23 protein-coding genes are annotated in these 26,016 nt (G+C 48.7%); 4 read left to right on the top strand and 19 right to left on the bottom strand.

The window, feature by feature from the left end; translation table 11 throughout:
* Positions 1-149 precede the first annotated feature (149 nt).
* From BUB85_RS04835 to BUB85_RS04820, 4 genes are all read right to left on the bottom strand, one after another.
* On the bottom strand, positions 150-1,541 hold the full coding sequence (locus BUB85_RS04835; protein ID WP_073106173.1) for a glycine--tRNA ligase: 1,392 nt from the start codon (positions 1,539-1,541) through the stop codon (positions 150-152).
* Between the two features lie 142 nt (positions 1,542-1,683).
* Positions 1,684-2,427 carry a DNA repair protein RecO gene (gene recO / locus BUB85_RS04830; RefSeq protein WP_242945351.1) on the bottom strand — a complete coding sequence of 248 codons (744 nt, stop codon included), beginning with the start codon at positions 2,425-2,427 and terminating at the stop codon, positions 1,684-1,686.
* A 3-nt stretch (positions 2,428-2,430) separates the two neighbouring features.
* Positions 2,431-3,363 (bottom strand): GTPase Era, encoded by a 933-nt coding sequence (gene era / locus BUB85_RS04825; protein WP_242945350.1) that lies wholly within the window; start codon positions 3,361-3,363, stop codon positions 2,431-2,433.
* 78 nt (positions 3,364-3,441) lie between these two features.
* Positions 3,442-6,369 carry an insulinase family protein gene (locus BUB85_RS04820; RefSeq protein ID WP_073106170.1) on the bottom strand — a complete coding sequence of 976 codons (2,928 nt, stop codon included), beginning with the start codon at positions 6,367-6,369 and terminating at the stop codon, positions 3,442-3,444.
* 480 nt (positions 6,370-6,849) lie between these two features.
* Between BUB85_RS04820 and BUB85_RS04810 the strand changes: the two genes are divergently transcribed.
* From BUB85_RS04810 to BUB85_RS04795, 4 genes are read left to right on the top strand one after another with little or no spacing between them, the layout of a single operon-like run.
* Positions 6,850-7,173: a PadR family transcriptional regulator gene (locus BUB85_RS04810; RefSeq protein ID WP_073106165.1), complete on the top strand. Its 324-nt coding sequence runs from the start codon at positions 6,850-6,852 to the stop codon at positions 7,171-7,173.
* Positions 7,170-7,859, top strand: coding sequence for a DUF1700 domain-containing protein (locus tag BUB85_RS04805; RefSeq protein ID WP_073106163.1), 690 nt, complete (start codon positions 7,170-7,172; stop codon positions 7,857-7,859). Before BUB85_RS04810 ends, BUB85_RS04805 begins: the two co-directional genes overlap by 4 nt.
* 1 nt (position 7,860) lies before the next feature.
* Positions 7,861-8,811 (top strand): DUF4097 family beta strand repeat-containing protein, encoded by a 951-nt coding sequence (locus tag BUB85_RS04800; protein ID WP_073106160.1) that lies wholly within the window; start codon positions 7,861-7,863, stop codon positions 8,809-8,811.
* 46 nt (positions 8,812-8,857) lie between these two features.
* Positions 8,858-9,052, top strand: coding sequence for a PspC domain-containing protein (locus BUB85_RS04795; RefSeq protein ID WP_073106158.1), 195 nt, complete (start codon positions 8,858-8,860; stop codon positions 9,050-9,052).
* 242 nt (positions 9,053-9,294) lie between these two features.
* Here BUB85_RS04795 and BUB85_RS04790 read toward each other — a convergent pair whose 3' ends face one another.
* The 15 genes from BUB85_RS04790 to BUB85_RS04720 all read right to left on the bottom strand — a co-directional run bounded on the left by BUB85_RS04790 (position 9,295) and on the right by BUB85_RS04720 (position 26,000).
* Positions 9,295-9,906, bottom strand: a complete 612-nt coding sequence (locus tag BUB85_RS04790) for a helix-turn-helix domain-containing protein (RefSeq protein ID WP_073106156.1) — start codon at positions 9,904-9,906, stop codon at positions 9,295-9,297.
* Positions 9,907-10,023: 117 nt separating this feature from the next.
* On the bottom strand, positions 10,024-10,368 hold the full coding sequence (locus BUB85_RS04785; RefSeq protein WP_073106153.1) for a GIY-YIG nuclease family protein: 345 nt from the start codon (positions 10,366-10,368) through the stop codon (positions 10,024-10,026).
* Between the two features lie 125 nt (positions 10,369-10,493).
* Positions 10,494-10,874: a DUF1667 domain-containing protein gene (locus BUB85_RS04780; RefSeq protein WP_073106150.1), complete on the bottom strand. Its 381-nt coding sequence runs from the start codon at positions 10,872-10,874 to the stop codon at positions 10,494-10,496.
* Positions 10,875-10,876: 2 nt separating this feature from the next.
* Positions 10,877-12,496 carry an NAD(P)/FAD-dependent oxidoreductase gene (locus tag BUB85_RS04775; RefSeq protein ID WP_242945349.1) on the bottom strand — a complete coding sequence of 540 codons (1,620 nt, stop codon included), beginning with the start codon at positions 12,494-12,496 and terminating at the stop codon, positions 10,877-10,879.
* Between the two features lie 103 nt (positions 12,497-12,599).
* On the bottom strand, positions 12,600-14,039 hold the full coding sequence (locus BUB85_RS04770) for an NAD(P)/FAD-dependent oxidoreductase (protein WP_073106147.1): 1,440 nt from the start codon (positions 14,037-14,039) through the stop codon (positions 12,600-12,602).
* A gap of 192 nt (positions 14,040-14,231) precedes the next feature.
* Positions 14,232-15,731, bottom strand: a complete 1,500-nt coding sequence (gene glpK, locus BUB85_RS04765; RefSeq protein ID WP_073106141.1) for a glycerol kinase GlpK — start codon at positions 15,729-15,731, stop codon at positions 14,232-14,234.
* A gap of 54 nt (positions 15,732-15,785) precedes the next feature.
* Positions 15,786-16,355, bottom strand: a complete 570-nt coding sequence (locus tag BUB85_RS04760) for a glycerol-3-phosphate responsive antiterminator (protein WP_073106134.1) — start codon at positions 16,353-16,355, stop codon at positions 15,786-15,788.
* A gap of 219 nt (positions 16,356-16,574) precedes the next feature.
* Positions 16,575-17,903 (bottom strand): TldD/PmbA family protein, encoded by a 1,329-nt coding sequence (locus BUB85_RS04755; protein WP_073106128.1) that lies wholly within the window; start codon positions 17,901-17,903, stop codon positions 16,575-16,577.
* A 1-nt stretch (position 17,904) separates the two neighbouring features.
* A complete protein-coding gene (locus tag BUB85_RS04750) occupies positions 17,905-19,329 on the bottom strand; it encodes a TldD/PmbA family protein (protein WP_073106123.1) in 1,425 nt (474 codons plus the stop codon).
* 9 nt (positions 19,330-19,338) lie between these two features.
* Positions 19,339-20,322 (bottom strand): ABC transporter ATP-binding protein, encoded by a 984-nt coding sequence (locus BUB85_RS04745; protein WP_073106118.1) that lies wholly within the window; start codon positions 20,320-20,322, stop codon positions 19,339-19,341.
* On the bottom strand, positions 20,315-21,343 hold the full coding sequence (locus tag BUB85_RS04740; protein WP_073106112.1) for an ABC transporter ATP-binding protein: 1,029 nt from the start codon (positions 21,341-21,343) through the stop codon (positions 20,315-20,317). Before BUB85_RS04740 ends, BUB85_RS04745 begins: the two co-directional genes overlap by 8 nt.
* 10 nt (positions 21,344-21,353) lie before the next feature.
* On the bottom strand, positions 21,354-22,274 hold the full coding sequence (locus BUB85_RS04735; protein ID WP_073106107.1) for an ABC transporter permease: 921 nt from the start codon (positions 22,272-22,274) through the stop codon (positions 21,354-21,356).
* Positions 22,275-22,284: 10 nt separating this feature from the next.
* Positions 22,285-23,214 carry an ABC transporter permease gene (locus BUB85_RS04730; RefSeq protein WP_073106099.1) on the bottom strand — a complete coding sequence of 310 codons (930 nt, stop codon included), beginning with the start codon at positions 23,212-23,214 and terminating at the stop codon, positions 22,285-22,287.
* Positions 23,215-23,232: 18 nt separating this feature from the next.
* On the bottom strand, positions 23,233-24,927 hold the full coding sequence (locus BUB85_RS04725; protein ID WP_073106094.1) for a peptide ABC transporter substrate-binding protein: 1,695 nt from the start codon (positions 24,925-24,927) through the stop codon (positions 23,233-23,235).
* A 224-nt stretch (positions 24,928-25,151) separates the two neighbouring features.
* Complete coding sequence (locus tag BUB85_RS04720; protein ID WP_073106089.1) at positions 25,152-26,000, bottom strand: MurR/RpiR family transcriptional regulator; 849 nt, start codon at positions 25,998-26,000, stop codon at positions 25,152-25,154.
* Positions 26,001-26,016: the final 16 nt, after the last annotated feature.

Raw genomic sequence — 26,016 nt, 5'->3', positions numbered from 1 at the left:
AACAGAAATATTATTTTCACAGAAAAACAGTATGAGATTTATTGCTGTTTCTATCCGGCCCGGTTCAGGGATTTTCCCCGGCATTAAATCCAAAAGGAACAGGCTTACGCCTGTTCCCCTTATCTGACATTGATCTTCAATTACAATTCTTAGAACGCAAACTTCTTCTCAAAGTATTCTTTCAGATCTGCGACCTTCACTCTTTCCTGCTCCATGGTATCTCTGTCACGGACAGTAACAGCCAGGTCTTCCTCAGAGTCAAAGTCGTAGGTTACGCAGAACGGTGTTCCGATCTCATCCTGTCTGCGGTAACGTTTACCGATGTTTCCTCTGTCATCAAACTCACAGTTGTAGGTCTTGGATAATTCTGCAAATACTTTTTCTGCGCCCTCGTTCAGCTTCTTGGATAATGGAAGGACACCAATCTTGACCGGTGCAAGTGTCGGGTGGAAATGCAATACAGTACGTGTATCTCCGCCTTCTAATTCTTCCTCATCGTATGCGCTGCAGAGGAATGCAAGTACCATTCTGTCTGCGCCGAGTGACGGCTCAATGACATATGGGACATACTTTTCTTTCTTCTCATCATCAAAATAAGACATATCCTGTTTGGATATATTCTGGTGCTGTGTCAGATCATAATCTGTTCTGTCAGCAATTCCCCAGAGCTCACCCCATCCGAATGGGAATAAGAACTCTACGTCTGTCGTCGCTTTGCTGTAGAAAGACAACTCTTCTTTGTCGTGGTCACGGTAACGAACCTCGTCATCCTTCAGTCCCAGAGAATACAGCCAGTTCAGGCAGAAATCTTTCCAATATTTGAACCACTCTAAATCGGTGTCAGGCTCGCAGAAGAACTCTAACTCCATCTGTTCAAACTCTCTGGTACGGAATGTAAAGTTACCAGGCGTAATCTCATTTCTGAAAGATTTACCAATCTGACCGATACCAAACGGGATTTTCTTTCTTGAGGTACGCTGTACATTTTTAAAGTTAACAAAGATTCCCTGTGCTGTCTCCGGTCTGAGGTATACGATATTCTTCGCATCCTCTGTAACGCCCTGGAAGGTCTTGAACATCAGGTTAAACTCTCTGATATCTGTAAAATTATGGCTTCCGCAGGTCGGACAAGGCATCTGATGTTCTTCAATGAACTCTACCATTTTCTCCTTGGACCATGAATCCACAGTTCCCTCTAACGGAATGTCGTGTTCTTCGCAGTAGTCTTCAATAATCTTGTCTGCACGGAATCTCTCATGACAGTCTTTACAGTCCATAAGTGGATCTGAGAATCCGCCGAGATGTCCGGATGCAACCCAAGTCTGTGGGTTCATCAGAATTGCACAGTCCACACCTACATTGTAAGGACTTTCCTGTACGAACTTTTTCCACCATGCTTTTTTCACATTGTTTTTCAGTTCCACACCGAGGTTACCATAATCCCATGTATTTGCAAGACCTCCGTAAATCTCAGATCCCGGATATACAAAACCTCTGGATTTTGCAAGAGCTACAATTTTTTCCATTGTCTTTTCAACCATATTACTGTCCTCACATTTCCTTTTTATTATTATTTTAAACAAACAATGCCTAAGCATTAATTTCATATATTATAGCGGTAAAGTACCGTTTTGTAAAGCATGCAATCGAATTATGTCACGATAATGCCACTTTTTTCACCAACTATAAATCTAACTGTTCCAAAATCTCCAGTGAATGGAACCTTTTTTCCACATACACGTCCATATATCTCTTCATGATCCGCTCCAGAAGTTCCAGTACCTCCTCCTTCACGGTGAAGGTATATAAATGCTCGACTTTTGTGCTCTCAATAAATTGCATGCTATATAATGTCGAGCTGTCCAGGACCATTCCATCGATCACATCTCCACTGCATTCGCTGCAGATCAGCCCGCCTTTTCTTGCACTGAACACGGCCGGTCTGGTGCTGTCCCCGCAGTTTACACACTGAAATACCTGCGGTCCTTCCCCGTTGATGCAGATCAGACGGAGTTCATAGATACAGCGAACCAGTCTGCGCGGAATACTTTTTTTCGCGAGTGCACGCATGGTAACGTAAAGGAGCTTAAGCATCTGTGTCTCATCATTCGCTTCTTTTGCGTAATAATTCGCCAGCTCCAGGAAATAAAAGCCATAATATGCACCTTCCATGTCCTCCCGAAGCTCTGCAAAGTAATTGGTGATATGTGCGGACTGCATGGTAAATGAATTTCGTCCTGCATACAGTGTATACTCACCAAAGGTAAAGGGATTGATGGCTCCAACCAGCGCGCTGTTGGGACGTCTCGCGCCTTTTGCAAAGGCGGATATCTTCCCCTGTTCCTTCGTCAGGAGCACGACCCGTCTGTCGTATTCACCTATGGGTGCCGACGACAGCACCATCCCCGTCACTACAATCTGATCCACGTTTTAATCCTCATCCTTATATCCAAAGTTTTTCATCAGGAAATCGCTGTCTCTCCAGTTCTTCTGTACCTTCACCCATAGCTTCAGATTGACCTTACAGTCCAGCATCCGCTCGATCTCAAACCGCGCCGTACTTCCGATTTTCTTCAGCATGGCACCCTGCTTTCCGATAATGATCCCTTTATGGGAATCCCGCTCACAGATGATGGTAGCATCGATGTGCATCACTTTCTTCTGCATCTTCATGCTGTCAATTGCAACGGCAATCCCGTGGGGAATCTCTTCATTCAGGGAATGCAGTGCCTTCTCCCGGATGATTTCCGCCACGATCTGGCGCTCCGGCTGGTCGGTCACGGTATCCTCATCGTAAAACTGTGGTCCGTAAGGAAGATACTTCAGGATCACCTTGATCAGTTCCTCCGTGTTCTCCCCACTTCTCGCCGATACCGGCACGATCTCAGCAAAATCACATGCCTTCTGGTACGCTGCGATGCACGGGAGCACCTCATCCTTTTTCACCATATCGATCTTGTTGATGACGATGATGACCGGCGTCTTCGTCTTCGCCAACTGTTCGATGATGTGCTTCTCTCCCGCACCAATAAACGTGGCGGGCTCCACCAGCCAGAGCACGACATCCACCTCATTCAGTGTCCGTTCTGCCACATTGACCATGTATTCACCCAGCTTGTTTTTCGCCTTGTGAATCCCCGGTGTGTCCACAAAGATGATCTGCCCTTCCTCTGTGGTCAGCACCGTCTGGATCCGGTTCCTCGTGGTCTGTGGTTTGTTGGATGTAATCGCGATTTTCTGGCCAATCAGATGATTCATGAGCGTGGATTTCCCCACGTTCGGTCTTCCGATCAGTGTCGCGAAGCCTGATTTGTAATTGTCCTGCGCATCTTCCTGCATCATGTCCTGCGTATTCTCCTGCATAGATTCTCCTTCTTTTCTTCCTCTTTTTATCAGATACCAGAGTTCCCCCCGCCTCCGGCGGGTTCCTCCTTCGTACATTTAATTTAACTGTTTGACTTCCTGGAACATCTCGCGGTTTTCTTCGATTCGTTCTTCTCCGCCGAGCACGCAGATCTGATCTGCTGCCAGCACTGCTTTTACCACATCTGCCAGCGCCCGGATATCCTCCTGTGTTGCTGAAAGTACCTGCTCGCGCTCTTTTTGGATCATGGCGGCAGACACATGGTTCATATAGAGATTCATGGAGCGGTCTCCTTTGGCGGACGGGTTCATCGGACGATCCATGTTGCTGATGGTACCGATGATATATTTCGTCATATCGCGCTCGTCCACGGTGAAGTTCTCCAGATAATCCACGACTCCCTCATAGACCTCCATCGTTTTTTTCAGGTTCGGATCACGGTAGGATACAAAGTAGCCTTCTCCAATGCGGTTGAAACTGCTCATACAGCCATATGCCCCGCCCTTGACACGGATGTTCTGCCACAGGTATTCATAACTCATGATCACCTTCAATATCTGCAGCGCACCATTATAGGCTGCTCCTCCATCGATGAAGTTTCCTACACGCGCCACATACTGTACTTTTGAGGAGGTCTTAAAGCCCTCGTTCTTCTTCGTGCAGTGGAGCACACAAGGCTCTTCTCCCACCGGTGCCTCTTTTCCAAGTCTTGTTGAAAGCGCTTCGATGCCGTTCTCGGTCACCTCCAGCCCTTCCCGTGCGGCCGTGAAGCTCACCATCATATTGTCTGCGCGGAACAGATTTCCTGCCAGACGTTTCAGGTGACTGATCAGCATTTCCTTCTCTTCCTCAAAATGCTCTTCGATCTGTTTTACTACCTCATAAAAGCCGATTCCATCCGTGTCGTCCTTGAACTTTTCAATCGGAGACGCATAGGACAGTGCCCGGAGTGCCGCCGTCGTATGACCGGATGACTGGAAACGCATCTGCAGTCTGGATTTGCTCATGGAGAGAATTTCTTTCAGCCGCTTGGTGTCATCCAGCTTCGATTCCATCAGAATCTCCCGCATCATATCAAAGAGAACCGACATCTTCGGATACAGTGCCTTTCCTTTGATCTCAAATGTGGCCTTAAATTCCTTTTCTGCCACCTTCTCCGCATTCGGATACATTTCCAGCGAGGTTCCGATCCCTCCGGTACTGACGTTGATCTCGTTGAACAGTTCTCCATATCCGTAATGATTCGTGTCGATGATTCCAAGGACTGACTGGAGTATACCCACATAGGGGAGCATTTCCTCCGCAACACCTGACAGATCGAACATCAGGCTCATGTAGCCGATTCCATTCGTCTCCACCTCATGGTAAATGAGTGGAATGTCCCCCACCTTTCGTTCTTCGTTGTAGATTGGTGCGGTCTCCGGCGTAATGTCGGCCCGCTCCAGAACGGGAATTTTTTCCAGGTCTTCTCTGGAATCCTCTGCATCCTGATATTCTGCCAGTGCCTTTGTGCGGGCTACCAGATCCTCGATTTCTTCCTCGGAAAGCGTTGCCTTGTAAGCTGACAGCTTCTCTTCCAGTTCTCTGTCCAGACGGCCGCTGCGTCCCCGCTCCGGTTTTACGATCACGATGGAACCGTGGGTGTTGTCCAGCAGATAGGTCCGGATCAGTTTTTCAAAGTATCCGCTGCCGATCTGTTCCTTCAGGAAACGGAACACCGGGATTGCCTGCAGGTGAACGAAAGGATTCGTCTCGTCGTACAGCCAGCTGTCAAACATCTGAAGCCCGTACATCAGCCCCTTCGGGTAATTGCCAAAGTCGGCCTCTCGATAGCGAAATTCAAAGTAATTGATTCCAGCCTCCAGTGCTTTCTTATCGATTCCGTTGTCCGCGATCGCGCGCAGTGTTCCCTCGATCACATCCACAAAAGCCTGCTTCTGGTCTGCGTTCGCATTCTTGGCGATGACAGAGAATACCGGCTGGTAAATTCCATTGTCGTAAGAGCCCATAATGTCTTTTCCGATTCCAGCCTCCACAAGCGCTTTTTTAAGCGGTGCCCCCGGCGCGGAAAGAAGTGCATAGTCCAGAATCTCAAAGGCCTGATACAGCTTCTCATCCAGGCTGGTCCCAATCACCTTATTATAGGAAAGATACGTGTTATCCTTCTCCGGCTCATCGCTGGTGATCGAATAAGCTTTCTCCAGCTCCAGCATCTGCGGGAAACTCTTCTGCTCTCTGATCTCAGAATCTACTGTAATCCGGTCAAAAGCATTCAGATACTGCTCATCAAGCCAGTTCAGTTTTTCCTCCATGTCCATGTTGCCATAGAGATAAATATAACTGTTGGAAGGATGATAATATCTGCTGTGAAACTGCAGGAACTGTTCGTAGCTCAGCTCCGGGATCACCTCCGGATCACCTCCGGACTCATTGGCATATGTGGTATCCGGAAACAGAGAATTCAGGATCACACGATCCAGAACTCCCTCCGGCGAAGAGAACGCTCCCTTCATCTCATTGTACACAACCCCATTGTATTCCAGCGGTGCGTCCTTGTCGTCCAGCTTGTAGCTCCACCCCTCCTGACGGAAGGTCTCCTCATGACGGTAGATATCCGGGTAAAATACCGCGTCCATGTAGACGTGCATCAGATTCTGAAAGTCCTTATCGTTGCAGCTCGCCACCGGGTAGACCGTCTTGTCCGGATAGGTCATCGCATTCAGAAATGTATTGAGTGACCCCTTCACCAGTTCTACAAACGGATCCTTCACCGGAAAGTCTCTGGATCCGCAGAGCACAGAGTGCTCCAGTATATGCGCCACCCCCGTGCTGTCTGCCGCCGGTGTACGGAATCCGATGGTGAACACCTTGTTCTCGTCATCATTTTCCATCAGCACCAGACGTGCACCGCTTTTTTTATGTCTCAGCAGATACCCTTTTGACTGCAGATCCTTTAAGTCTTCTTCTTTTATTAAGTCATATGACCCCAATTTTGTTAAATCCATATTATGCCTCTCCTTGTTCTTTCATCGCTGCACACCCCGGATATATGAGAATTTCAAGTCTCCTCGCCTTCGATTCTCACATCGGGATTCCGAGCAACGTAAATTGCCAGTACAACGTCTTCCGGTCAACAATACTATTGATAAAAAATATTTTCCAAGAGTACTCGTCCAAAAAACGCAATGCTAATATAAGTATGCCCTTTTTTTCCATAAAATGCAAGTATGGGGTGTATATCTGATTGTGTAAATTCATATACGGATTGAACAGCCCAGTATCTGTGTACGCTGCGCGGACTGGCGTATCTGGCATTTGAGATATCCTCCACAACATCATTTGAGATTTCTATTAAGACATTGTTTGAGACTTCACTTGAAACTGCGATTGTTTTTCTTTTTCCCAATATTGTATTGACAAACAATATTATACGTCATATAATATCAATAACAAAACAATATTGTTCATAGCAAAGGAGTGATTGCATGGTATTTAATACTGGAGCCGCCCTTCTGGATGCGATTGTACTTGCCGTTGTGTCCCGCGAAAAAGAAGGAACCTACGGCTACCGCATTACCCAGGATGTCAGGATGGCCATCGATGTATCGGAATCCACACTGTACCCTGTGCTTCGCAGATTGCAGAAGGATGACTGTCTTGAAGTCTACGATATGCAGTTTGACGGCAGAAACCGCAGGTACTATAAAGTGACAGACCGCGGTGTAGCGCAATTGAATCTATACAGGTCAGAATGGAAAAGCTATTCAGAAAAGATCAGCCAATTATTTGAAGGGGGGACTACATCATGAACCGCACAGATTTTATGATAAAATTAGAATCGCTGCTGCAGGATATTTCTACAGAAGAGCGCAATGAAGCAATGACATATTACCGGGAGTATTTCAACGATGCCGGTCCGGAAAACGAGGATACTATCATCAAGGAACTGGTGAGTCCGGAAAAAGTAGCTGCCACGATCAAAGCAGGACTGAGAGATCACGACAACAGCGAGGACGGTGAATTTAGCGAGACAGGATACACTGACCCGAGATTCGCTGAAAAAGAAGCTCCGGCCGCCAGAACACAGGATGGCGCGCAAGGCAGCAATACACAGACCAACTCGATCATAAAAATTATTTTAATTATTCTGATTGCCCTGGCTGTCGCTTCTGTCGCATGGCCGGTCCTCACCGGAGTCGCGGGCGCCGTAATTGGAATTACATTCGCAATTATCGGTCTTTTCATCGGTCTCGTGTGCGGGGCCGCCGCAATTACATTGGCAGGTTTTATTCTCATCATCATGGGGCTGACCAAAATTGCAGTCGCATTTCCGACCGCCATCTTCACCTGCGGAACGGGTATCCTGATTTTTGTTATCGGACTGATTGCAACTGTAGGCACTGTAAAGCTTTGCTTTATTGTTTACCCGGCAATGTTTCGTTTCTTCGTAAATATTTTCAGAAAAATTGTTCACAAGGGAAAGGCGGTGCTATAATATGAAAAAAGGCTGGAAAATATTCTGGATTTCCTGCGGCGTTGTCGCAGTACTTGGAATTACACTTCTGGTGACCGGACTGGCGTTAGGCGGGAACCCTGTCTCCATGTGGAACACCTACTCTTTCACAAGCCGCAACACCTATGATGCCAGGGAACTGGCCAGAGAGATTACCGGACTCGACGACGCGGATGATTCGGATGATAACGCCGGGCTCGCGAGCGAAAGCACCTATGATTCCAACGACGGCAGTTCCCATGATTCGGATGATGAACACGACAGCACTCAGACCCAGAACCACACTTCCAATCACGGAAACACTTATTCCAATATCTCTTCCATCGAGATCGACGCCACCGCCCTTGTAGTATCCGTGGAAACCTACGATGGCAAAGAAGTCAGCGTTGACGGAAGTACTGTAAACTCCAAACTGGGACTCTCCATCGAAGCAGACAACGATGAGGACGGGGGAGAATTATATATTGAAACCAATCATAAAATCCCGGGGAATGTAGATGCAGGAACGCTGTACATCTATCTTCCGAAAAACTACTCTCTCGATGAGGCCGACTTCTCCATCGACGGCGGTATTCTGGATATTGATACACTGAACGCAAACTCTCTGAGCATCGACATCGGTGCCGGAACAGCCACTGTTGGCAGCTTCAAGGTACAGGAGCTTGACATCGACTGTGGTGCCGGTCAGATTACATTGAGCGGAGCTGCCTCTCAGGATTTGGATATCAAATGCGGCATGGGACAGGTGACACTTTCCTGCACCAACGCGCAGTCTGATTATAGTTACAATATCTCCTGCGGAGCCGGAAGTGTAAAACTCGGGAACGAGAAATTCTCTGGTATAGGTGTTCACAAGAAGATTGACAACCATACGAGTGCCACCTGCGATATCGACTGTGGCATGGGCGATGTGGATGTTTCTTTTAAGAAATAAAAATCAACATTTCAACATTATATTTTAAAGAAAGAAGGACAAAACTATGAGTGATAAAAAATTATACCGTTCAAGGAACAACAAAATGATCTGTGGTGTATGTGGGGGAATCGGAGAATACTTTGGTGTGGATGCTACACTCATCCGTCTGGGACTGATACTGCTGGCATGCACGGGAACCGGAATCCTGGCTTATTTTATCGCCGCAGTGATTATCCCGGATGCACCGGAATCCTTTTAGACCTGTGAAAAGCTGTCCCCCCTGGTTAGTGGGGACAGCTTTTTGTTTCTCTTACATGTTGTTCTGTGGAAATCATTCGTAATTTGTAATCGTAAACTTATCATACGATACGGCCTGTTCATCGAGCTTACGCTCCTGATCTGCTCTTTTCTACTTTCACCAAAATCTCCTCTGCATCGGCATCCGGATTTTCCCGAATGATTCTGCATATTTTTTCTACAAACTCATCCTTATCTCCCCTTTCACATCTTCCAATTCTGCTTTGTCCAGAAATTCGAATACACCGTCAATCCATGATTGACACAATACAAATATAATTTTCCCCCGGCACTTATCGGAATGCGAAAGGCAGGGCTTTGTTCCGGATACAACCGGTTCAGCAAGACTCTGTCACTCTTGACATATGCTGCAAAAGAGATATAATGGGCTTTTTCCATCGGATGATCAAACGTTATATAGTAATCGATATCGCTTTCTTCTACTGACAGATCAAGCTGCTCTGCCTTTTCCGCCAATCTCAGATACTCTAATTTCCGGCCACAGCAGAAAACAGATGCACTGCCTGTACTCACTAATATATTTCCACAGGTCGGACAGACATAAAAATGAATTTTATCGATGTTTCCATTGTCCGGCTTGTTTGATGTAATTTCTCCTTCCATCATTTGTGCCATGTCAACGCCAAAAATCGCTGAAAGGTCTGACCAGTAGGCCAAGTCCGGGCAGCCTAATCCACATTCCCATTTTGACACCGTTTTATTTTGCACGCCAAGTGCGTCTGCTATATTTTTCTGTGTCATTCCTTTTTCTTTCCGCAGATCTGCTATTAGCTTTCCAATTTTCGTACAGTCCATATGGTTCACCTCCCTTCAACTATGATAACATATCTGTTGAAATCAGAACATAATGCGAATCCGGTTTTCATCCGTCAATGTGACAATCCCCTTCTGTCACGATCACGGTATCTTTGTTCACTTCCATATTTTCCTCGCTTTCGTATCCTCTGTCAAACATTGTTCTCTTATTTTTTCCAGTTCTTCCGTATGATCCTTCTGCGGATTTTCATATTTAAGAATTTTTATAGTGGAAAAATCGAAGCTGCTTTCCCCATATACATTCCAGAGTTCTTGCAGATGTTTGTTTGGGTGTCCACCGAGTGTCAGCTTGAAACGATTGCTGTTAAAATCTGCTCTTGTGTCTTTCGAGCTCCCCAAAAATGTTTCGCCCGTTGCATTACAGTGAATCGAAATTACTCCCATCTCGGGACGTCTGTCTTTCCATTCTTGTAAAAGCTCCTTTTTTCGTTTTGTATCCATTTTTTTCACCTCATTAAGCAGTATATCGTTCTCTTTCCGAATAAGCAATCTACGCTTCGTAGACCAGCACGGGAATTAACTGAGAAAGAGAGGTTCGGCCGACAGCCCAAGCCTCTCTTTCTCAGTTAATTCCCGTGTTGATTCGGCACTCCCACATTTCTGGTAGCCACAATATCGACTCCCGTTCCCGCAGCATTTCTCAGAACAACATCCCCGATATTCACCGGTGCAGCCACCGTCACGTTCTTCAGCGCATGCACGCAGTCAAAGATCTTCCCCTTCGGGATATCCTCCCGGGTCTTCACGGAAACCATGTCCATCTCGCCGCCTTCCACCCGCACTGTGGAGGTCACGATTCTGGTTGGATTCGTCACTTCTTTTTTTGCGTATGTCTCGCCACGCGGGCAGGTGTTTCCCGCCACACTGACCACTTCTGTGTCATTCATCTCTATCGTAAGCTGGCAGCCCATAGGACAGCCGATACATATCAATTCTCTTGTCTCCATCTCTAGGCCTCCTCCACTTTAATTGTGATCGTCTTCAGATTCGGGAATGACTCCAGTTTTTCTCTTGACAGCTTGATGTCTTCCATCTCCCCGGGAGCCATCACCGGACGTTTCTTGTGAATGACTCTCTCATCATTAAAATATGCACTTACGTAACAGTTTTTGTAAACATTTCCCACACGGAACCTGACCGTGAGCGTATCGCTCATGCGATCTATACGGATAGTGTGGGGCACTGTGTAGCGCACTCCGTCAATTGGATTCAGGGTAATTTGTTCTGATGCATTCCTCTGATTCGTCTCAGCCTTTTCGGCAGCACAAGCATTCCGGTCACTTTCTGTCTGTACATACTGCGCCGCATTTTTCCCTGCTGCCGTTGCCTCCTCAGACACAAAGTCGACCAGATCATGTACATGAAGTACATTTCCACAGGCAAACACCCCCTCGATGTTCGTCTCCAGGCTTTCGTTAACATTCGGTCCTGAAGTCACCGGATTCATATCGATTCCCATACCGCTTGACAGCTCATTTTCCGGAATCAGTCCGCAGGACAGCAGCAGCGTGTCGCACTCGTACTCTTCTTCTGTTCCTGCAATCGGCTTTCCGTGAGGATCCACCTGGGCGATGGTCACACCCTCCACACGTTCTCTGCCGCGGATGTCCACCACGGTGTGGCTCAGCTTCAGCGGAATATCGTAATCGTCCAGACACTGCACGATATTTCGTTTCAGGCCGCCCGAAAATGGCATCAGCTCCGCTACGACCTGTACTTTTGCGCCCTCAAATGTCATTCGTCTCGCCATGATCAACCCAATATCACCGGAACCCAGGATCACAACCTTTCTGCCCGGAAGGTACCCTTCCATGTTCACCAGACGCTGTGCCGTTCCCGCGGAAAAGATCCCCGCAGGTCTGTAGCCCGGAATATTGAGTGCCCCGCGGGAACGCTCTCTGCAGCCCATGGCCAGAATGACCGCCTTCGCCTGGATCTCAAACAATCCATCGGTACGGTTCATTGCGGTGACTGTTTTCTCATGGGAAATGTCCATGACCATTGTATTCAACTTGTATTCGATACCCAGTTCCCTCGCCTGTTCGATAAATCTCGCTGCGTATTCCGGTCCCGTCAGTTCCTCCTTAAAAGTATGGAGCCCGAATCCGTTGTGGATACACTGGTTTAAGATTCCGCCCAGCTCTCTGTCTCTCTCTAAGATTAAAATGCTCTCGCATCCGTTTTTCTTCGCGGATACAGCCGCCGCAAGTCCGGCCGGTCCTCCGCCGATTATCACAATATCATAATTCGCACTTTCAGTGCTTGACGCTGCTTTGCAGCTATCATGATCGCCATTCGCCGTTCGCCACTCGTGCAAGCACGGTGTCTCACTTGCGCTCATTATATCATGATTCGCACTTTCAGTGCTTGACGCTGCTTCGCAGCTATCATGATCGCCATTCGCCGTTCGCCACTCGTGCAAGCACGGTGTCTCACTTGCGCTCATTATATCATGATTCGCACTTTCAGTGCTTGACGCTGCTTTGCAGCTATCATGATCGCCATTCGCTGTTCGCCACTCGTGCAAGCACGGTGTCTCACTTGCGCTCATTATATCATATGCTTTCATCTGTATTTCCTCCTTGATTATTGTGCAGAGTAAAGCGGACATTCGCAATCCGCTCTGCTACTTGCTCATGAACATCCTGCAGCTACGCAGGCACCATCATTTCCTAAAATGAATCTTTGTTCACGCCGACCACAATCTTTGAATTGCCGCCTGATTTGGTAATATCCTCAATATTTTCGGACAGTTCTCTTGCAAGGATCTCCATGGTCCTCGGGGAACAGAATCCGGACTGGCATCGTCCCATACCGGCTCTCGTTCTCCGCTTTACCCCATCCAGTGACTTTGCACCCAGAGGACGGCGGATGGCATCGATGATCTCCCCCTCTGTGATCATCTCACATCTGCATACGATATTGCCATACGCCGGCTGCTCTTTGATCAACTGTACTCTCTCTTCTTTTGTCAGAGTCTCTGGATTTAAAATTCCTTTCCGCGTTCCGACAAAATCGGGATTCGGCTGAAGCTTCATCTTTTCCCGCAGGATTTCCGCCACCATCTCACCAATGGCCGGGCAGCTGCTCAGCCCCGGCGACTCGATTCCCGCACAGTCGATAAACTGCGGAGCATCTGCCAGTTCTTCAATGATAAATTCATGATGATCCTCGTGGGCGCGCAGTCCCGCAAATGACGTGATTACCTGACGCATGGGAAGATTTTTCACGTTCAGTCCCGCCTTTTCCATCAGATTATCCAGGCCCTCTCTTGTAGTGTTGACGCCTTCCCTGTCCTCAATGTCCACCGCAGTCGGCCCTACCAGCAGATTCCCGTGAGTAGTCGGTGTCACCAGCACACCTTTTCCGTACTTCTCATTCGGCAGTGCAAAGATCGTTCTGCCCACATGATTTCCGGCACTCTTGTCCAACAGACAGTAGTCCCCTCGTCTCGGTGTAATGTGAATCTTGTGCTCGCTGACCATATTGTGAAATGTATCTGCATAAACACCAGCTGCATTGACCACATATCTGGTCTGATAAATTCTGTCATTTGTCCGAATCTCATACCCGCCCTCAATGGGGCTGATTTCTTTCACCTCAGTATCAAAATAAAATTCTACACCGTTGGCATTGGCATTTTCCGCCAGAGCAATGTTCAGTCCAAAAGGGCACACAATTCCCGCAGTCGGTGCAAAGAGTGCCGCTGCCACATTGTCCGATACATTCGGCTCCATAGCCAGCACTTCCTCCCGCTCCAGAATCCGCAGTCCCGGAACCTGATTTTTCATTCCACGTTCATAGAGCTTTTCCAGCTTTTCGCGATCTTCCTCGTGGAGGCAGATTACGAGTGATCCTTCCCGTTTGAATGGAAAATCGAGATCCTTTGACAACTGCTCCATCCTCTCATTTCCGCGGACATTCAGCTTCGCCATCAGGCTGCCTTCCGCCGCATCATATCCCGCGTGAACGATTCCGCTGTTTGCCTTGGATGTCCCGGTACAGACATCCTCATTTTTTTCCAGTACACAGGCTCTCACCTTGTATCTCGACAATTCTCTCGCCACTGCACTTCCTGATACACCGGCTCCAATAATAATTACATCATACATATTTTATCTCCTTTTTCCATAATAGCTGTTCAATGTTACACTATTATTGTTAAAATCAGGCAATCCTATTTGAAAATAACAGGTAAAAAATCAGGGGTTGCTTTTTTCTGATCATTTGTAAAGAAAAAGAGTCACACAAATCAAAGTGCCTTTCGACACTCCTCATTGCACAACTCTCTGTCTCCGCAATCTCTATTCTTCTTTTGCCCAGCCATAGGCATATTTCACTGCCTTTGTCCAGCCTTTGACTCTCTTTTTCCGTTCCTCGTCCGTGATGGACGGCTCAAATGTCCGGTCAATGCTCCAGTTTTTGATTACGTCCTCTTTTCCATTCCAGTAGCCCACCGCCAGACCTGCCAGATAAGCGGCACCCATCGCTGTGGTCTCCACACAGGATGGCCTGTTCACCGGCGCGTTGATGATGTCAGCCTGCGTCTGCATCAGGAAGTCATTGGCACTTGCTCCACCGTCAACCTTCAACGCACTGAGCCGAATTCCGGAATCGGTCTCCATAGCCCTCAGCACTTCATTTACCTGAAATGCCAGCGACTCCAGCGTAGCGCGGATGATATGATACTTATTGACGCCACGGGTGATTCCCACGATGGTCCCCCGCGCGTATTGATCCCAGTGGGGCGCGCCCAGCCCTGTAAATGCAGGTACCACATAACATCCGTTGGTGTCCGGAACCTTGCGTGCCATGTAATCGGTATCCGCCGCCGAATCCACCAGCCGCATCTCATCACGGAGCCATTGGATTGCCGCTCCTGCCACGAAGATGGAGCCCTCCAGCGCATAGTTCACTTTTCCATCCAGACCCCAGGCGATGGTGGTCACCAGCCCATTTTTTGAGAACACCGGTTTTTCTCCCGTATTCATCAAAAGAAAACAGCCGGTTCCATATGTATTCTTGGCCTCTCCGGCGTTAAAACAGGTCTGTCCAAACAGTGCTGCCTGCTGGTCGCCAGCCGCTCCCGCGATGGGGATTGGTCTTCCGAAATAAGACGCATCCGCCTCACCGTACACACAGCTTGACGGTTTCACCTCCGGCAGCATACACCGCGGAATATCCAGAATATCCAACAGTTCCTGATCCCAGTCCAGTGTATTTATGTTGAAGATCAGCGTTCGGGATGCGTTGGAATAGTCTGTCACATGCACTCTGCCCTTAGTCAGTTTCCAGATCAGCCAGGTCTCTACCGTTCCGAACAGCAATTCTCCCCGCTCGGCCCGCTCTCTGGCGCCCTCCACATTGTCCAGGATCCACTTGATCTTTGTTCCTGAGAAATAGGCGTCGATCAGGAGTCCTGTCTTCTCACGGAATTTCTCGGTCAGCCCCTGCTCCTTCAGCGAGTCGCAGTACTCTGAGGTTCTCCGGCACTGCCAGACGATGGCCCGGTAGACCGGCTCTCCTGTATTCTTATCCCAGACGATGGTAGTCTCACGCTGGTTCGTGATTCCGATTGCCGCAATGTCTTCGGCCGTCACCCCGATCTTTGCCATGGCCTCCACGGCCACGCTCAGCTGGGTTGACCAGATGGCCTCCGCATTGTGTTCCACCCAGCCCGGTTTCGGAAAATGCTGCGTGAACTCCTTCTGCGCCAGACCGCAGATCTCACCCTTCTCGTTGAATAAGATGCATCGGTTGCTTGTGGTTCCCGAATCAAATGCCATTACATACTTTTGTCCCATGTCTCTTCCTCCTTGTTCATTTCAAGACTCGCCCGTTTAATCAGCAGTGCAGCCTTACATTTCCCATACGTTTTCATTTGTGGATGATACTGCGATTGCCCCGGCATTCAGTGCACCGACAATGTCTTCCTTATCCGCAATAAGACCGCCCGCAATGACCGGGATCTTCGTACAGCTGCAGATCCGTCTGATGATTTTCGGCATCACTCCCGGCAGAATCTCTATAATGTCAGGCTTTTCAATGTTTACCTGCTTTTTTACATTTTCCAGGGAAAGCGAATCCAGAATAAACATTCTGAGAATCGTGCACAGTCCCAGTTCTTTTCCACGTCTGACCAGCCTCTGCTTTGTCGTGATGATGCCGTCCGCCTGTGTATTCATTTTTATAAAATCCACCGACACTTCCTGCGCGCTGAGCCCCACCAGCAGATCTATGTGAACCATGGCAAGCTTTCCCGATGCCTTGACCATCTCAACAATGCTGTTGATGGTGTTGATATCACCGAAGAGAATGAAGATCATCTTCACGTCTTCCAGTTTTATGCATTTGTTCAATCCCTCCATATCCTTCACGGCAGCAATGATCGGGTTTTCTGCCACACTGTCATATATTCTCTGTTCCATCCGGCTTTCTCCTTATTTCCCCTGCGAAGCGAAAAGAGCATAACTATAAGACAGCATGTCTGCTGTATATAATCTGCTCTCTCCGGCTCTATCATTATTTCGTTGATTTGATGATACCACATCTTTGTTCAATATACAAGTTTCATTTTGGGACAGGTTCAGGGGCAATTGGGGACGTAGCAAAGTTGCAACTTTGCTACGTCCCCAATTGCCTTTTTGCTATGTCCCCGACACTACAAGTTGCTTCACAAATACCGACGGTGCTACATAGGCTCCCCGCTCCGTCCCGGTGATCAGATAATCATTGGAAATGCCGCTGATTTCTTTGATCATCTCAAAGAAATTCCCCGCGACTGTAATCTGATTGACGCCCCCTGCAATCTCACCGCCTTCAATCCGATATCCTTTGGAAATCAGGGAGAAATCGCCGGTCACCGCATCTGCTCCCGCGAACATCCCGTCGCACTCTGTGATGAAAAGTCCAGTGCCCATTTCACGGATCAGTTCGGCTCGTGTCTTCTCTTCTCCCACCAACTTCAGATTGGAGACATAGATTTCCGGCTCGCTTTTATAATTCAGTTTGAAGCCGTTTCCGGTGGAGGCGCATCCGTCTTTTCTGGCCTCCTTCTGGTTGTAGAGATACATCTGCATCACACCGTCTTTTACAAGTTCCTTTTTTGAGGTGGCCGTCCCTTCATCGTCAAAGGTACGGTTGTTGATTCCTCCGGCAAGATCCGGTTCTTCGATCAGATTCACGATCGCCGCGGCAATCTGTTCTCCTTTTTTTCCGGCCAGTCTGCTTAGATTTTTATGGACATTGTCCGCCCCGAACGCACTGGTAAATATACTCAGCATCTCACAGAGGATCTTATTTTTCAGGATGACCGGATACCGGCCCGTTTTGACCGGCTTTGCTCCCAGTATCCCACAGGTCTCTGCGGCGGTCTCTGACAAAATGGCTTCCATGTCGATCTGCCCGGCCTCTCCCGCATAATATGTGCTGCCCACGGTCTGAACGACATCGTTTTTTTCTGCCTCCGCCCGCACCTCCAGAACCGCATGTCTGCTGCTGTCCTCCATACAGACTCCCTCATCATTCAGAATGGAACGTGTACAGATCTGTTCGGCGCAGACCAATTGTCCGAACTTCTTCAGCTTCGGATACGCCCCGATTACCTTTTTCTCACTTTCCGTCATTTTCCGAATCAGCTCTTCAGGTTCTGTGAGCGTATATATTTTTTTATTCTGACAGGGCACCAATGTGGATGCCACAAATTCCGTGCGTGACAGTTCTGCCAATTCTCTGATAGTCTCCAGTTCTTCCTCAAAAAGCGATTCCGAAAATGATTCCACCGAGACAGTTCCTGCGAACCCATGATACGCCCCCCGCACAAGGCATGCAGTCACCTCACTCAGCTGGCTGCTCTGTACTGTTCCCTGATAGACCTCCACAGAAACCTGCTGCACCTTTTCTACGTAAAATTCAAGCCTCTCGATTCCCTTTTCATAGGCCGCTTTTGAAAATCTGCGAATAAATGTACCTGTCATCTTATCCAATTCCTCCTACCGTCATGCTGCTGATGCGAACCGTCGGCTGCCCGGCATCTATGAAGAGCGCCCCGCTGGATGCAAAACAGTAGCCCTGGCGCAGGTCGAAATCATTTCCCACCATATCCACTTTCTTCAGGACACTGCCGCCGTTTCCGATCAAGGTCACGCCACGGACTGGCATACCGATTCTGCCATGCTCGATCATATAGCATTCTCCCGCGCTGAAGTTAAAATCTCCCGTCGCAGGATCGACCGAACCGCCGTTGATCGTCCGGACATACAGACCATGCTCCGTCGCACCTATGATTTCCTCCGGCGCGTGATCTCCCGGCGCAATGTACGTGTTAGTCATCCGCGCGGTCGGAATGTATTTATAATTCTGCCTTCTCGCCGAACCGGTGGGAGCAAGCTTCGCACGCTGCCCGTTTAGCTGGTCCACCAGATAGCTTTTCAGAATACCTTGCTCAATCAGCACATTCCTCTGTGTCGGCATTCCCTCATCATCTACATGGAGCGATCCCCATTCATTTGGGATACTTCCATCGTCCACAAGTGTCACTACATCCGAGGCCACCTGTGTTCCCAGTTTCCCGCAAAATTCGGAGGAGTCCCGCGCAATCACGGTTGCCTCCAGGCTGTGGCCGCAGGCCTCATGAAACAAAAGTCCGCCGAACCCGTTATCCACAACGACGCTCATCTGTCCGCCCTGACATTCCCTGGCATGCAGAATCGTCTTTGCCTGCCGGGAGGCTTCTCTCGCCGCCGCCTCCACATCGATCCGGTCATAATAGTCATGTCCCCTCATTGCGCCCGGGCCATAATACCCGCTCTGGAGATCTGTCCCGCTCTGCGCAAAGGAGGTCATATACAGTCTGGTCTTGACCCGCTGATCCTGCACATAGATCCCTTCCGTGTTCGCAATCTGCACCAGCTGCTCCATGTCGGTGAGCTTCACCCGCATGCGGACGATTTCTTCGTCATATGCCATACCGGCTCTAATCGCCAGTTTTGCAGGCTCCAGTCTCCGGCCAAGGGGCATCGCCGATGCGAGCGCGGTCTCTTTCCCCATGGTATAATTCTTTTTTTCGAAAAGTCCGTCCCTCATCCGAAAATTTCCCGGTACAGAACCACTTTTCACAAAATCCCCCGTCATGGAACCATCCTTCATGGATTTTGTCAGATCCCTTGTAAGTCTTTGGATAACTCCCTCCGACTTCTCATTGGTATACCCGTAGTAACAGCTGTCCCCCTTAAATACCCGGATTCCCACTCCGCACTCCCTTCCCGTCAGGCTCTGCTCAATCTCCTCCTGGTTCAGCTGAGTCTCCTGCAGAAATGTATTCTCATCATAGACCTCCGCAAAATCAGCTCCCCGCAGACATGCTTCGTCCAACACATCCTCAATCATACTTTTTGAAAGCATTCTTTCCTCCTAAGCATTTTTTTGCTGTTCCCCGCTCTCACCGCAGTGGTGGCACGCCACAAAATGTCCTTCTGTCACTTCCCGAAGTTCCGGTACTTCCTGCGCACAGATGTCCGTCGCGTAAGAACATCTGGTCCGGAATTTGCATCCGCTCGGCGCATGAACGGGACTTGGCACCTCACCCTTGATCTCCAGTTCTTCCTCCGAGCCATTTGCCTCCGGATCCGCCACCGGGATTGCAGACATGAGTACCTTTGTGTAAGGATGCAGCGGATGCGCAAATATCTCTCCGCTCCCCGTCATTTCCACCAGACTGCCCAGGTACATAACCCCCACCCTATCCGATATGTGGCGCACCATGGAAAGGTCATGGGAAATAAACAGATAGGTCAGTCCACGCTCCCGCTGAAGCTTGATCAGCAGATTGACAACCTGCGCCTGAATAGACACATCCAGCGCCGAGATCGGTTCATCACATACAATAAAATCCGGATCCACCGCCAGCGCGCGGGCAATTCCGACTCTCTGCCGCTGCCCGCCCGAGAGCTCATGAGCAAATCGATTTGCATAATCCTCTTTCATTCCCACGCTGTTCAAGAGTTCTGCCACCTTCGCGTCCCTTTCCTTCTTATTATAATTGCAGTGCACGTCCATCCCCTCCGCAATAATCTCTCCGATCGTCATGCGTGGATCCAGCGAGGAATAGGGATCCTGAAAAATAATCTGGGCGCGTTTCTTGAACTTCAGCAGCTCTTTCCCTTTCAGCCCGCTGATGTCCTTCCCGTCAAATATCACCTGCCCCGCCGTGGGCTGGTAAAGCTTCAGAATCGTGCGTCCGCAGGTGGTCTTCCCGCACCCGGACTCGCCCACTAGCCCCAGTGTCTCGCCGCGGTTGATCGTGAGATTGACATGATCCACCGCTTTCAGTGTATTTCCTTTTCCTGCCGGAAAATATTTACACAGATCTTTCACTTCGATTAACTGATTATTCATGTTCTCTCACCCCGCATTTCTCATAATAGGATTGCACTCTGGGTGCACTGGGATGCTGCAGCCAACAGGATACCCGATGGGTTCCGTCAACCAAAGTCTCCTCCGGCATCGTTTCCCTGCAGATGCCCATACAGTACTCACACCGGTCCGCAAACGGACAGTGGTTCATTTCCAAAATCAGATCTGGCGGTGTCCCTTTTAAAGCGTAAAGTTCGCCCTTATTCTCCGTATCCAGCTTCGGTACCGAAGCCAGCAGTGCCCATGTATAAGGATGCTTTGCATGGTAGAATATTTCTTTCGCCGTGCCCCGCTCGATGATCTGGCCCGCGTACATGACCTGGATCCGGTCCGCGAAATTGGCAACCACACCCAGATCATGGGTGACCAGGATAATCGCCGTATCTCTCTCTTTTTTCAGATCTCCCAGAAGCCGCATGATCTGTGCCTGAATCGTCACGTCCAGCGCCGTTGTCGGTTCATCCGCAATCAGAAGTGCAGGATTGCAGGACAGGGCAATCGCAATCATCACTCTCTGGCGCATCCCGCCGGAAAGCTGATGGGGGTAATCGTCCACCCGCTTCTCTGCATCCGAGATCTTCACCACCCGGAGCATTTCAATTGCTTCCTCCCTCGCCTGTTTTTTGTCCAGCTTTCGATGAAGCATCAGACTTTCCATGATCTGCTTTCCGATCGTCATGGTCGGGTTCAGAGATGTCATGGGATCCTGAAAGATCATACCGACATCATTTCCCCGATAGGCCTGCAGCTCTTTTTTGGACATCTTCATAACGTCTTTATCCTGATACATGATTTTGGACTCTTTCTTTATCTCAGCAAACGGTGGCTGCAAAAGCCGCATAATCGCCTTCGCCGTCACTGTTTTTCCACATCCGGATTCCCCGACAAATGCCAGCGTCTCTCCCTTTTCCAGCTCAAAGCTCACACCACGGACCGCCTTCACATCCCCCGCATATGTATGAAAGGAAACCTGTAAATTATTGACCTCTAATATTTTTTCCATCTTCCCGCACCTACTTTCTTAATTTTGGATCCAGCGCATCTCTCAGGCCGTCCCCAAGGAGCGTGAAGCACAGCATAGTCAGTGCTATCATAACTGCCGGAAAAAACAACTGGTACGGATAAAATGTAAACACAGACTGCGCGGAGGATGCCATCACACCCCAGCTCGTGTTCGGCGGCTGGATCCCAAGCCCGATATAGCTTAAGAACGCTTCCGAGAAAATATACCCCGGAATGTCAAAGGTGATAGAGACGATCACAGTGCTCAGCGTATTGGGAATCATGTGGCGCAAAATGACTTTCCACGGTCTGACCCCCAGCGCCTGTGCCGCCAGAATGTACTCTTCATTTTTAATCGCCAGCATCTGCGCCCTGACAAACCTTGCCATGGTACACCACCCGGTGATTGTCATGGCAAGAATCAAGGTCAGTATCCCCTTGCTCTGCAGTACAAGCGAAAATACGATAACAACGATCAGATACGGCACGCTGATCAGGATCTCCACGATGCGCATCATGACCGTATCTACCGCACCGCCAAAATACGCGGCAATTCCGCCATAAATACACCCGATCACGGCGCAGATCAATGCACCGAGGACGCCGATGGTCAGCGATACACGTCCGCTGATCCAGACTCTGGCGAAAATGTCTCTGCCCAGCTTATCTGTCCCAAACCAGTGCTTTGCACAAGGCGCTGCATTTCTGGCCGTCTTGTCAATCTGTTCAAAGGCGTAGCCGCTCAGCTTTGGCCCGATCATGACCATCAGAACGATCACAAACAGCAGAATCAGGGATGCGGTCGCCACTTTATTTTTACGGAGTCTCATCCATGCGTCCCGCAGATATCCGACCTGTGGTCTGGACGCGGCTTCCATGCTATTCTCATTCAGACCTGTGATTTGAAACTTTTCTATTGGTATGTTCTGCATATCTTCCTCCCTATCTGTCCGATGCGATTCTAATACGCGGATCCAGTATCATATACACGAAATCTACGACCAGCTGCATGATGATGAACAACGCTGCATAGAATACCGTCGTTCCCATCACCATCGTATAGTCATTGTTGTTGATGGAGGATACGTAATACAATCCGATCCCCGGTATCGAGAACATTTTCTCTGTCACAAAGGCCCCCGTAAACACGCCGACGATACTGCTGGAGAAAATAGTCACCGCCGGGAGCAGCGAATTGCGAAGCACATGCTTTAGAATGACCGCACGCTCACTCAGTCCCTTCGCGCGGGCGGTCAGTACATAATCCTGCCCCAGGGTATCCAGCATGCTGGATTTGATATACCGGGCATAGGTCGCCACAGACCCGAAACCCAGCACGATCACCGGAAGGACCATATGTACCGGCTTTCCCCATCCGGATGCGGGCAGCCATCCGAGCTGGACCGCAAATACATACTGCATCAGCGATGCCAGCACAAAAACCGGTATGGTCGCCCCAAGGATCGCAATAAACATGACCACATAGTCGGGCCACCTGTTTTTCTTCAGCGCCGCCACCATTCCAAGGCATACGCCGATGAAAGTACCGATGATCAGCGCGGTTCCTCCCACCATTCCAGATACGGGTGATGTCCTCGCGATTTCCGATGTGACAGAGCGCCCCGCATAGAGAATGCTCTCCCCGAGATCCAGATGCACCAGACCTTCCATATATTTGAAATACTGTTTATATAACGGCTGATCCAGACCGTATTTTGCATAAAAGTTCTCTTTCGTCTGCTCCGGAAGGGTCTTGGCCATACTCGCAAGCGGATCTCCCGGAATGCTTCTCATCAGGAAAAATGTGATGGATGCAACTGTAAAAAGTGTAAGCAGCATATAACAGATTCTTTTTACCACATATTTTGCCACAATGGTCTCCTCCTAGTATTATCTTCCAGATGTATATACGTTCTTCCAGCCCGGATGGATGAAATACAAACGTTCTTCGCCGTATTCTTCATATTTGTCATGCACGTAAGATTTCGTAAACTTGTGTTCAACACTTGTCGCCAGCGGACAGATTACATCGTTTTCCATCAGAATCTTTTCTGCCTGCACATAATCATCCATTCGTTTGTCCGCATCCATCTCGGTTGCACCTGCCACACAGAGCCTGTCGTATTCTGGATTTGACCAGTTGGTTGAAATCTGGTTGAAATCTGTCATATTGATGCTCAGCATATCGTAAGGATCATTGAAGTATGCCCCCCAGGACATGAAACCGATCTGATAATTTCCATTTGCCAGATTGTCCGAGAAGATTCCCCACTCAGTGAAGTCTATCTTCAGATTCACACCGAGTTCATCCTTGTACACCTGCTGCAGATATTCGCCAAATGTACGGTACCAGTCATCCGTTCCCGCCAGAGAATAGGTCACATCCAGCTTGGACGGATCACTTCCCAGTCCCAGTTCCTCCATCCCCTCAATCAGCACATCTTTTGGTGTTTTTCCCTCTTTTTCAAGCTCAGCCTTCCTGTCCTTGAGCGGATCTCCTGCCGCGTCACGCATGCTCTTCCCGTCCACCGAAAATGCCGGTGCGATCCATCCGTACAGAGGCTCTCTCAGATTTCCGAAGCCCATCTCATTCATATCCTCCTGATCGATCGCAAGTGTGAATGCTTTGCGGATATTCTGGTTGGAAAATGTCTTGTCCGTCGTATTGTAGAATTGGAAGACTATCGATCCGCCGGAAATCTTTGTATACTTGTTGCTGTCATCTGCCTCGTATTTCTGGAGTTCTTCCTCGGAGCTTATATCAATCGTATCGATCTGACCGCTGTCGTATGCATTGGCAATGGTACTTGCATCAGCCATGATCTGATAGTTCACCGTCTCCAGATCCACATTGTCGCTGTCCCAATACTGCTCATTTTTCACAAGCTTCATCGAACTGTTGTGTACCCACTCACTTATGGTAAATGGTCCGTTGTAAACAAATTTTTCTGCATCCGCTCCGTATTGGTCACCATACTCTTTTACGATGTCTTCTCTCTGCGGGTAAAACACACTGGCATCGGTGCTCTCTAAGAAGCTTGGCATCGGGTTCGTCAATGTGATCTCCAGTGTGTGTTCATCCACTGCCTTGACACCCAGCTGATCCGGTGCCATCTCCCCGGTGCTGACCGCATCGTAGTTGAGAATCGGAGTGACAAAGTAGGAGTTTGGGCATCCGGTTGCCGGATCCGCGCTTCTTCGCAGGGAATACACATACTGATCTGCCGTTACCGGCTCCCCGTCGCTCCATTTTCTGTCTTCGCCCAGGTGAAACGTCCATACCTTTCCGTCCTCGCTTGTCTCCCAGCTTTCTGCATCGCCCGGCTCTGCCTCGTATTCTCCGTCTCTCTGCTCCATACGGATCAGACCTTCCATGGTGCTGATTAAGATTTCGCTGGAGTACTGATCTGATCGCAGACTGGGATCCATCGTGGTGGGCTCTGCATACAGGTATGTATTGATGTACTGTTCACTGTCTTTCTCTCCGCTCTCCGCATTCTTGCTGTCTGAGCCGCCTCCGCCGCAGGCTGTCAGCGCCAATGCGAGTGCGCCTGCCATCAGGATCGATAATACTCTCTTTTTCATAATATGTCCTCCTTTTCGCTTTCCCTATACCTAAAGACTCTTTGTGCATGTATTTTATATTTTCTATCGATATTATAGCACGCACTATAATAAATTGCTATATTATATAAAAAAAATATGCATCTTTGTAAAAAACGCATATTTTTTCTTATAGTGTTCACTTAATTTCAAGTTCTTTTTCCATATTTTTGTGACAATTCTACAAAAGCCTCTCTGCAGACCTTTTAAAACAGCTTATCAAACCCTTCCACATGTCCCTTTCTCTGCCTCTGCTCCGACGCGATTTTCACCGCCGACGCCAGCAGATTGGCCAGTGCCATGGGTGCTGACAAGGTGTTGAGCGCCATCCGGGTGGTGCTGGATACCGTCAGCACTTCATCCGCGATCCACGCGATGTTGCTCTCCTTCGAATCCGTAATACAGAGGACCTTCGCCTTTTTCTTTTTTGCAAACTCTGCCATCTTCTGTGTCACAAAGTAATAATCCGGGAAAGAGATTGCAACCACCAGTGTCTTCTTATCCAGCATAGGCAAGGCAGAATAGACACTTTCATTGAGTTCCGTATTTACTTTCATCGTGGGAATCTGTGCCTCTGAGAGATATGTCGCAATGCATTCACAGATCAGATAAGAAATGCCACGTCCGCACAGCACGATTTTCGGATATTCAAAAAAGAGCTGTGCCACTTCAAGCATCCTCCTGCTGTCAAAATTTCTCGCCAGTTCCTCGATCAGGCCCCGCTCCTCCCGGCAGATATCCACCAGCAGTTTTTCTTTTTCCGTCAGCTCATAATCCGGAACCTTGGTATTGTAATAGTCATTTTCCTGATAAAATGTGACTCTGCTGGCATTGATGTACTTACGAAATTCATATTTCACTTCATTAAAGCTCTCATATCCAAGAGCCTTGCACATATTCAGGACCGTAATTTCCGTAATCCCCACCTCTGTACTCAGTTCTTTCAGCGTGATAAAGGCCATGTCCTCCGCATGGTCTTTCATGTAATCGGCAATCTGCTTCTGCTTTTTCGTCAATTTAGGGTATATTTCTTCAATTCTCTCCAATATCTGCATGCGATTTCCTCTCTCT

The sequence above is a fragment of the Hespellia stercorisuis DSM 15480 genome (genome assembly GCF_900142165.1).
Lineage (GTDB): Bacteria > Bacillota > Clostridia > Lachnospirales > Lachnospiraceae > Hespellia > Hespellia stercorisuis.
This window is presented reverse-complemented; position numbering and strand designations above follow the sequence as displayed.

Coding starts and splice junctions, on each gene's coding strand:
- BUB85_RS04835 (WP_073106173.1), bottom strand. CDS start 1,541: ATGGTTGAAAAGACAATGGAAAAAATTGTAGCTCTTGCAAAATCCAGA.
- era (WP_242945350.1), bottom strand. CDS start 3,363: ATGCAGGAGAATACGCAGGACATGATGCAGGAAGATGCGCAGGACAAT.
- BUB85_RS04820 (WP_073106170.1), bottom strand. CDS start 6,369: ATGGATTTAACAAAATTGGGGTCATATGACTTAATAAAAGAAGAAGAC.
- BUB85_RS04810 (WP_073106165.1), top strand. CDS start 6,850: ATGGTATTTAATACTGGAGCCGCCCTTCTGGATGCGATTGTACTTGCC.
- BUB85_RS04805 (WP_073106163.1), top strand. CDS start 7,170: ATGAACCGCACAGATTTTATGATAAAATTAGAATCGCTGCTGCAGGAT.
- BUB85_RS04800 (WP_073106160.1), top strand. CDS start 7,861: ATGAAAAAAGGCTGGAAAATATTCTGGATTTCCTGCGGCGTTGTCGCA.
- BUB85_RS04795 (WP_073106158.1), top strand. CDS start 8,858: ATGAGTGATAAAAAATTATACCGTTCAAGGAACAACAAAATGATCTGT.
- BUB85_RS04790 (WP_073106156.1), bottom strand. CDS start 9,906: ATGGACTGTACGAAAATTGGAAAGCTAATAGCAGATCTGCGGAAAGAA.
- BUB85_RS04785 (WP_073106153.1), bottom strand. CDS start 10,368: ATGGATACAAAACGAAAAAAGGAGCTTTTACAAGAATGGAAAGACAGA.
- BUB85_RS04780 (WP_073106150.1), bottom strand. CDS start 10,874: ATGGAGACAAGAGAATTGATATGTATCGGCTGTCCTATGGGCTGCCAG.
- BUB85_RS04775 (WP_242945349.1), bottom strand. CDS start 12,496: ATGAAAGCATATGATATAATGAGCGCAAGTGAGACACCGTGCTTGCAC.
- BUB85_RS04770 (WP_073106147.1), bottom strand. CDS start 14,039: ATGTATGATGTAATTATTATTGGAGCCGGTGTATCAGGAAGTGCAGTG.
- glpK (WP_073106141.1), bottom strand. CDS start 15,731: ATGGGACAAAAGTATGTAATGGCATTTGATTCGGGAACCACAAGCAAC.
- BUB85_RS04760 (WP_073106134.1), bottom strand. CDS start 16,355: ATGGAACAGAGAATATATGACAGTGTGGCAGAAAACCCGATCATTGCT.
- BUB85_RS04755 (WP_073106128.1), bottom strand. CDS start 17,903: ATGACAGGTACATTTATTCGCAGATTTTCAAAAGCGGCCTATGAAAAG.
- BUB85_RS04750 (WP_073106123.1), bottom strand. CDS start 19,329: ATGCTTTCAAAAAGTATGATTGAGGATGTGTTGGACGAAGCATGTCTG.
- BUB85_RS04745 (WP_073106118.1), bottom strand. CDS start 20,322: ATGAATAATCAGTTAATCGAAGTGAAAGATCTGTGTAAATATTTTCCG.
- BUB85_RS04740 (WP_073106112.1), bottom strand. CDS start 21,343: ATGGAAAAAATATTAGAGGTCAATAATTTACAGGTTTCCTTTCATACA.
- BUB85_RS04735 (WP_073106107.1), bottom strand. CDS start 22,274: ATGCAGAACATACCAATAGAAAAGTTTCAAATCACAGGTCTGAATGAG.
- BUB85_RS04725 (WP_073106094.1), bottom strand. CDS start 24,927: ATGAAAAAGAGAGTATTATCGATCCTGATGGCAGGCGCACTCGCATTG.
- BUB85_RS04720 (WP_073106089.1), bottom strand. CDS start 26,000: ATGCAGATATTGGAGAGAATTGAAGAAATATACCCTAAATTGACGAAA.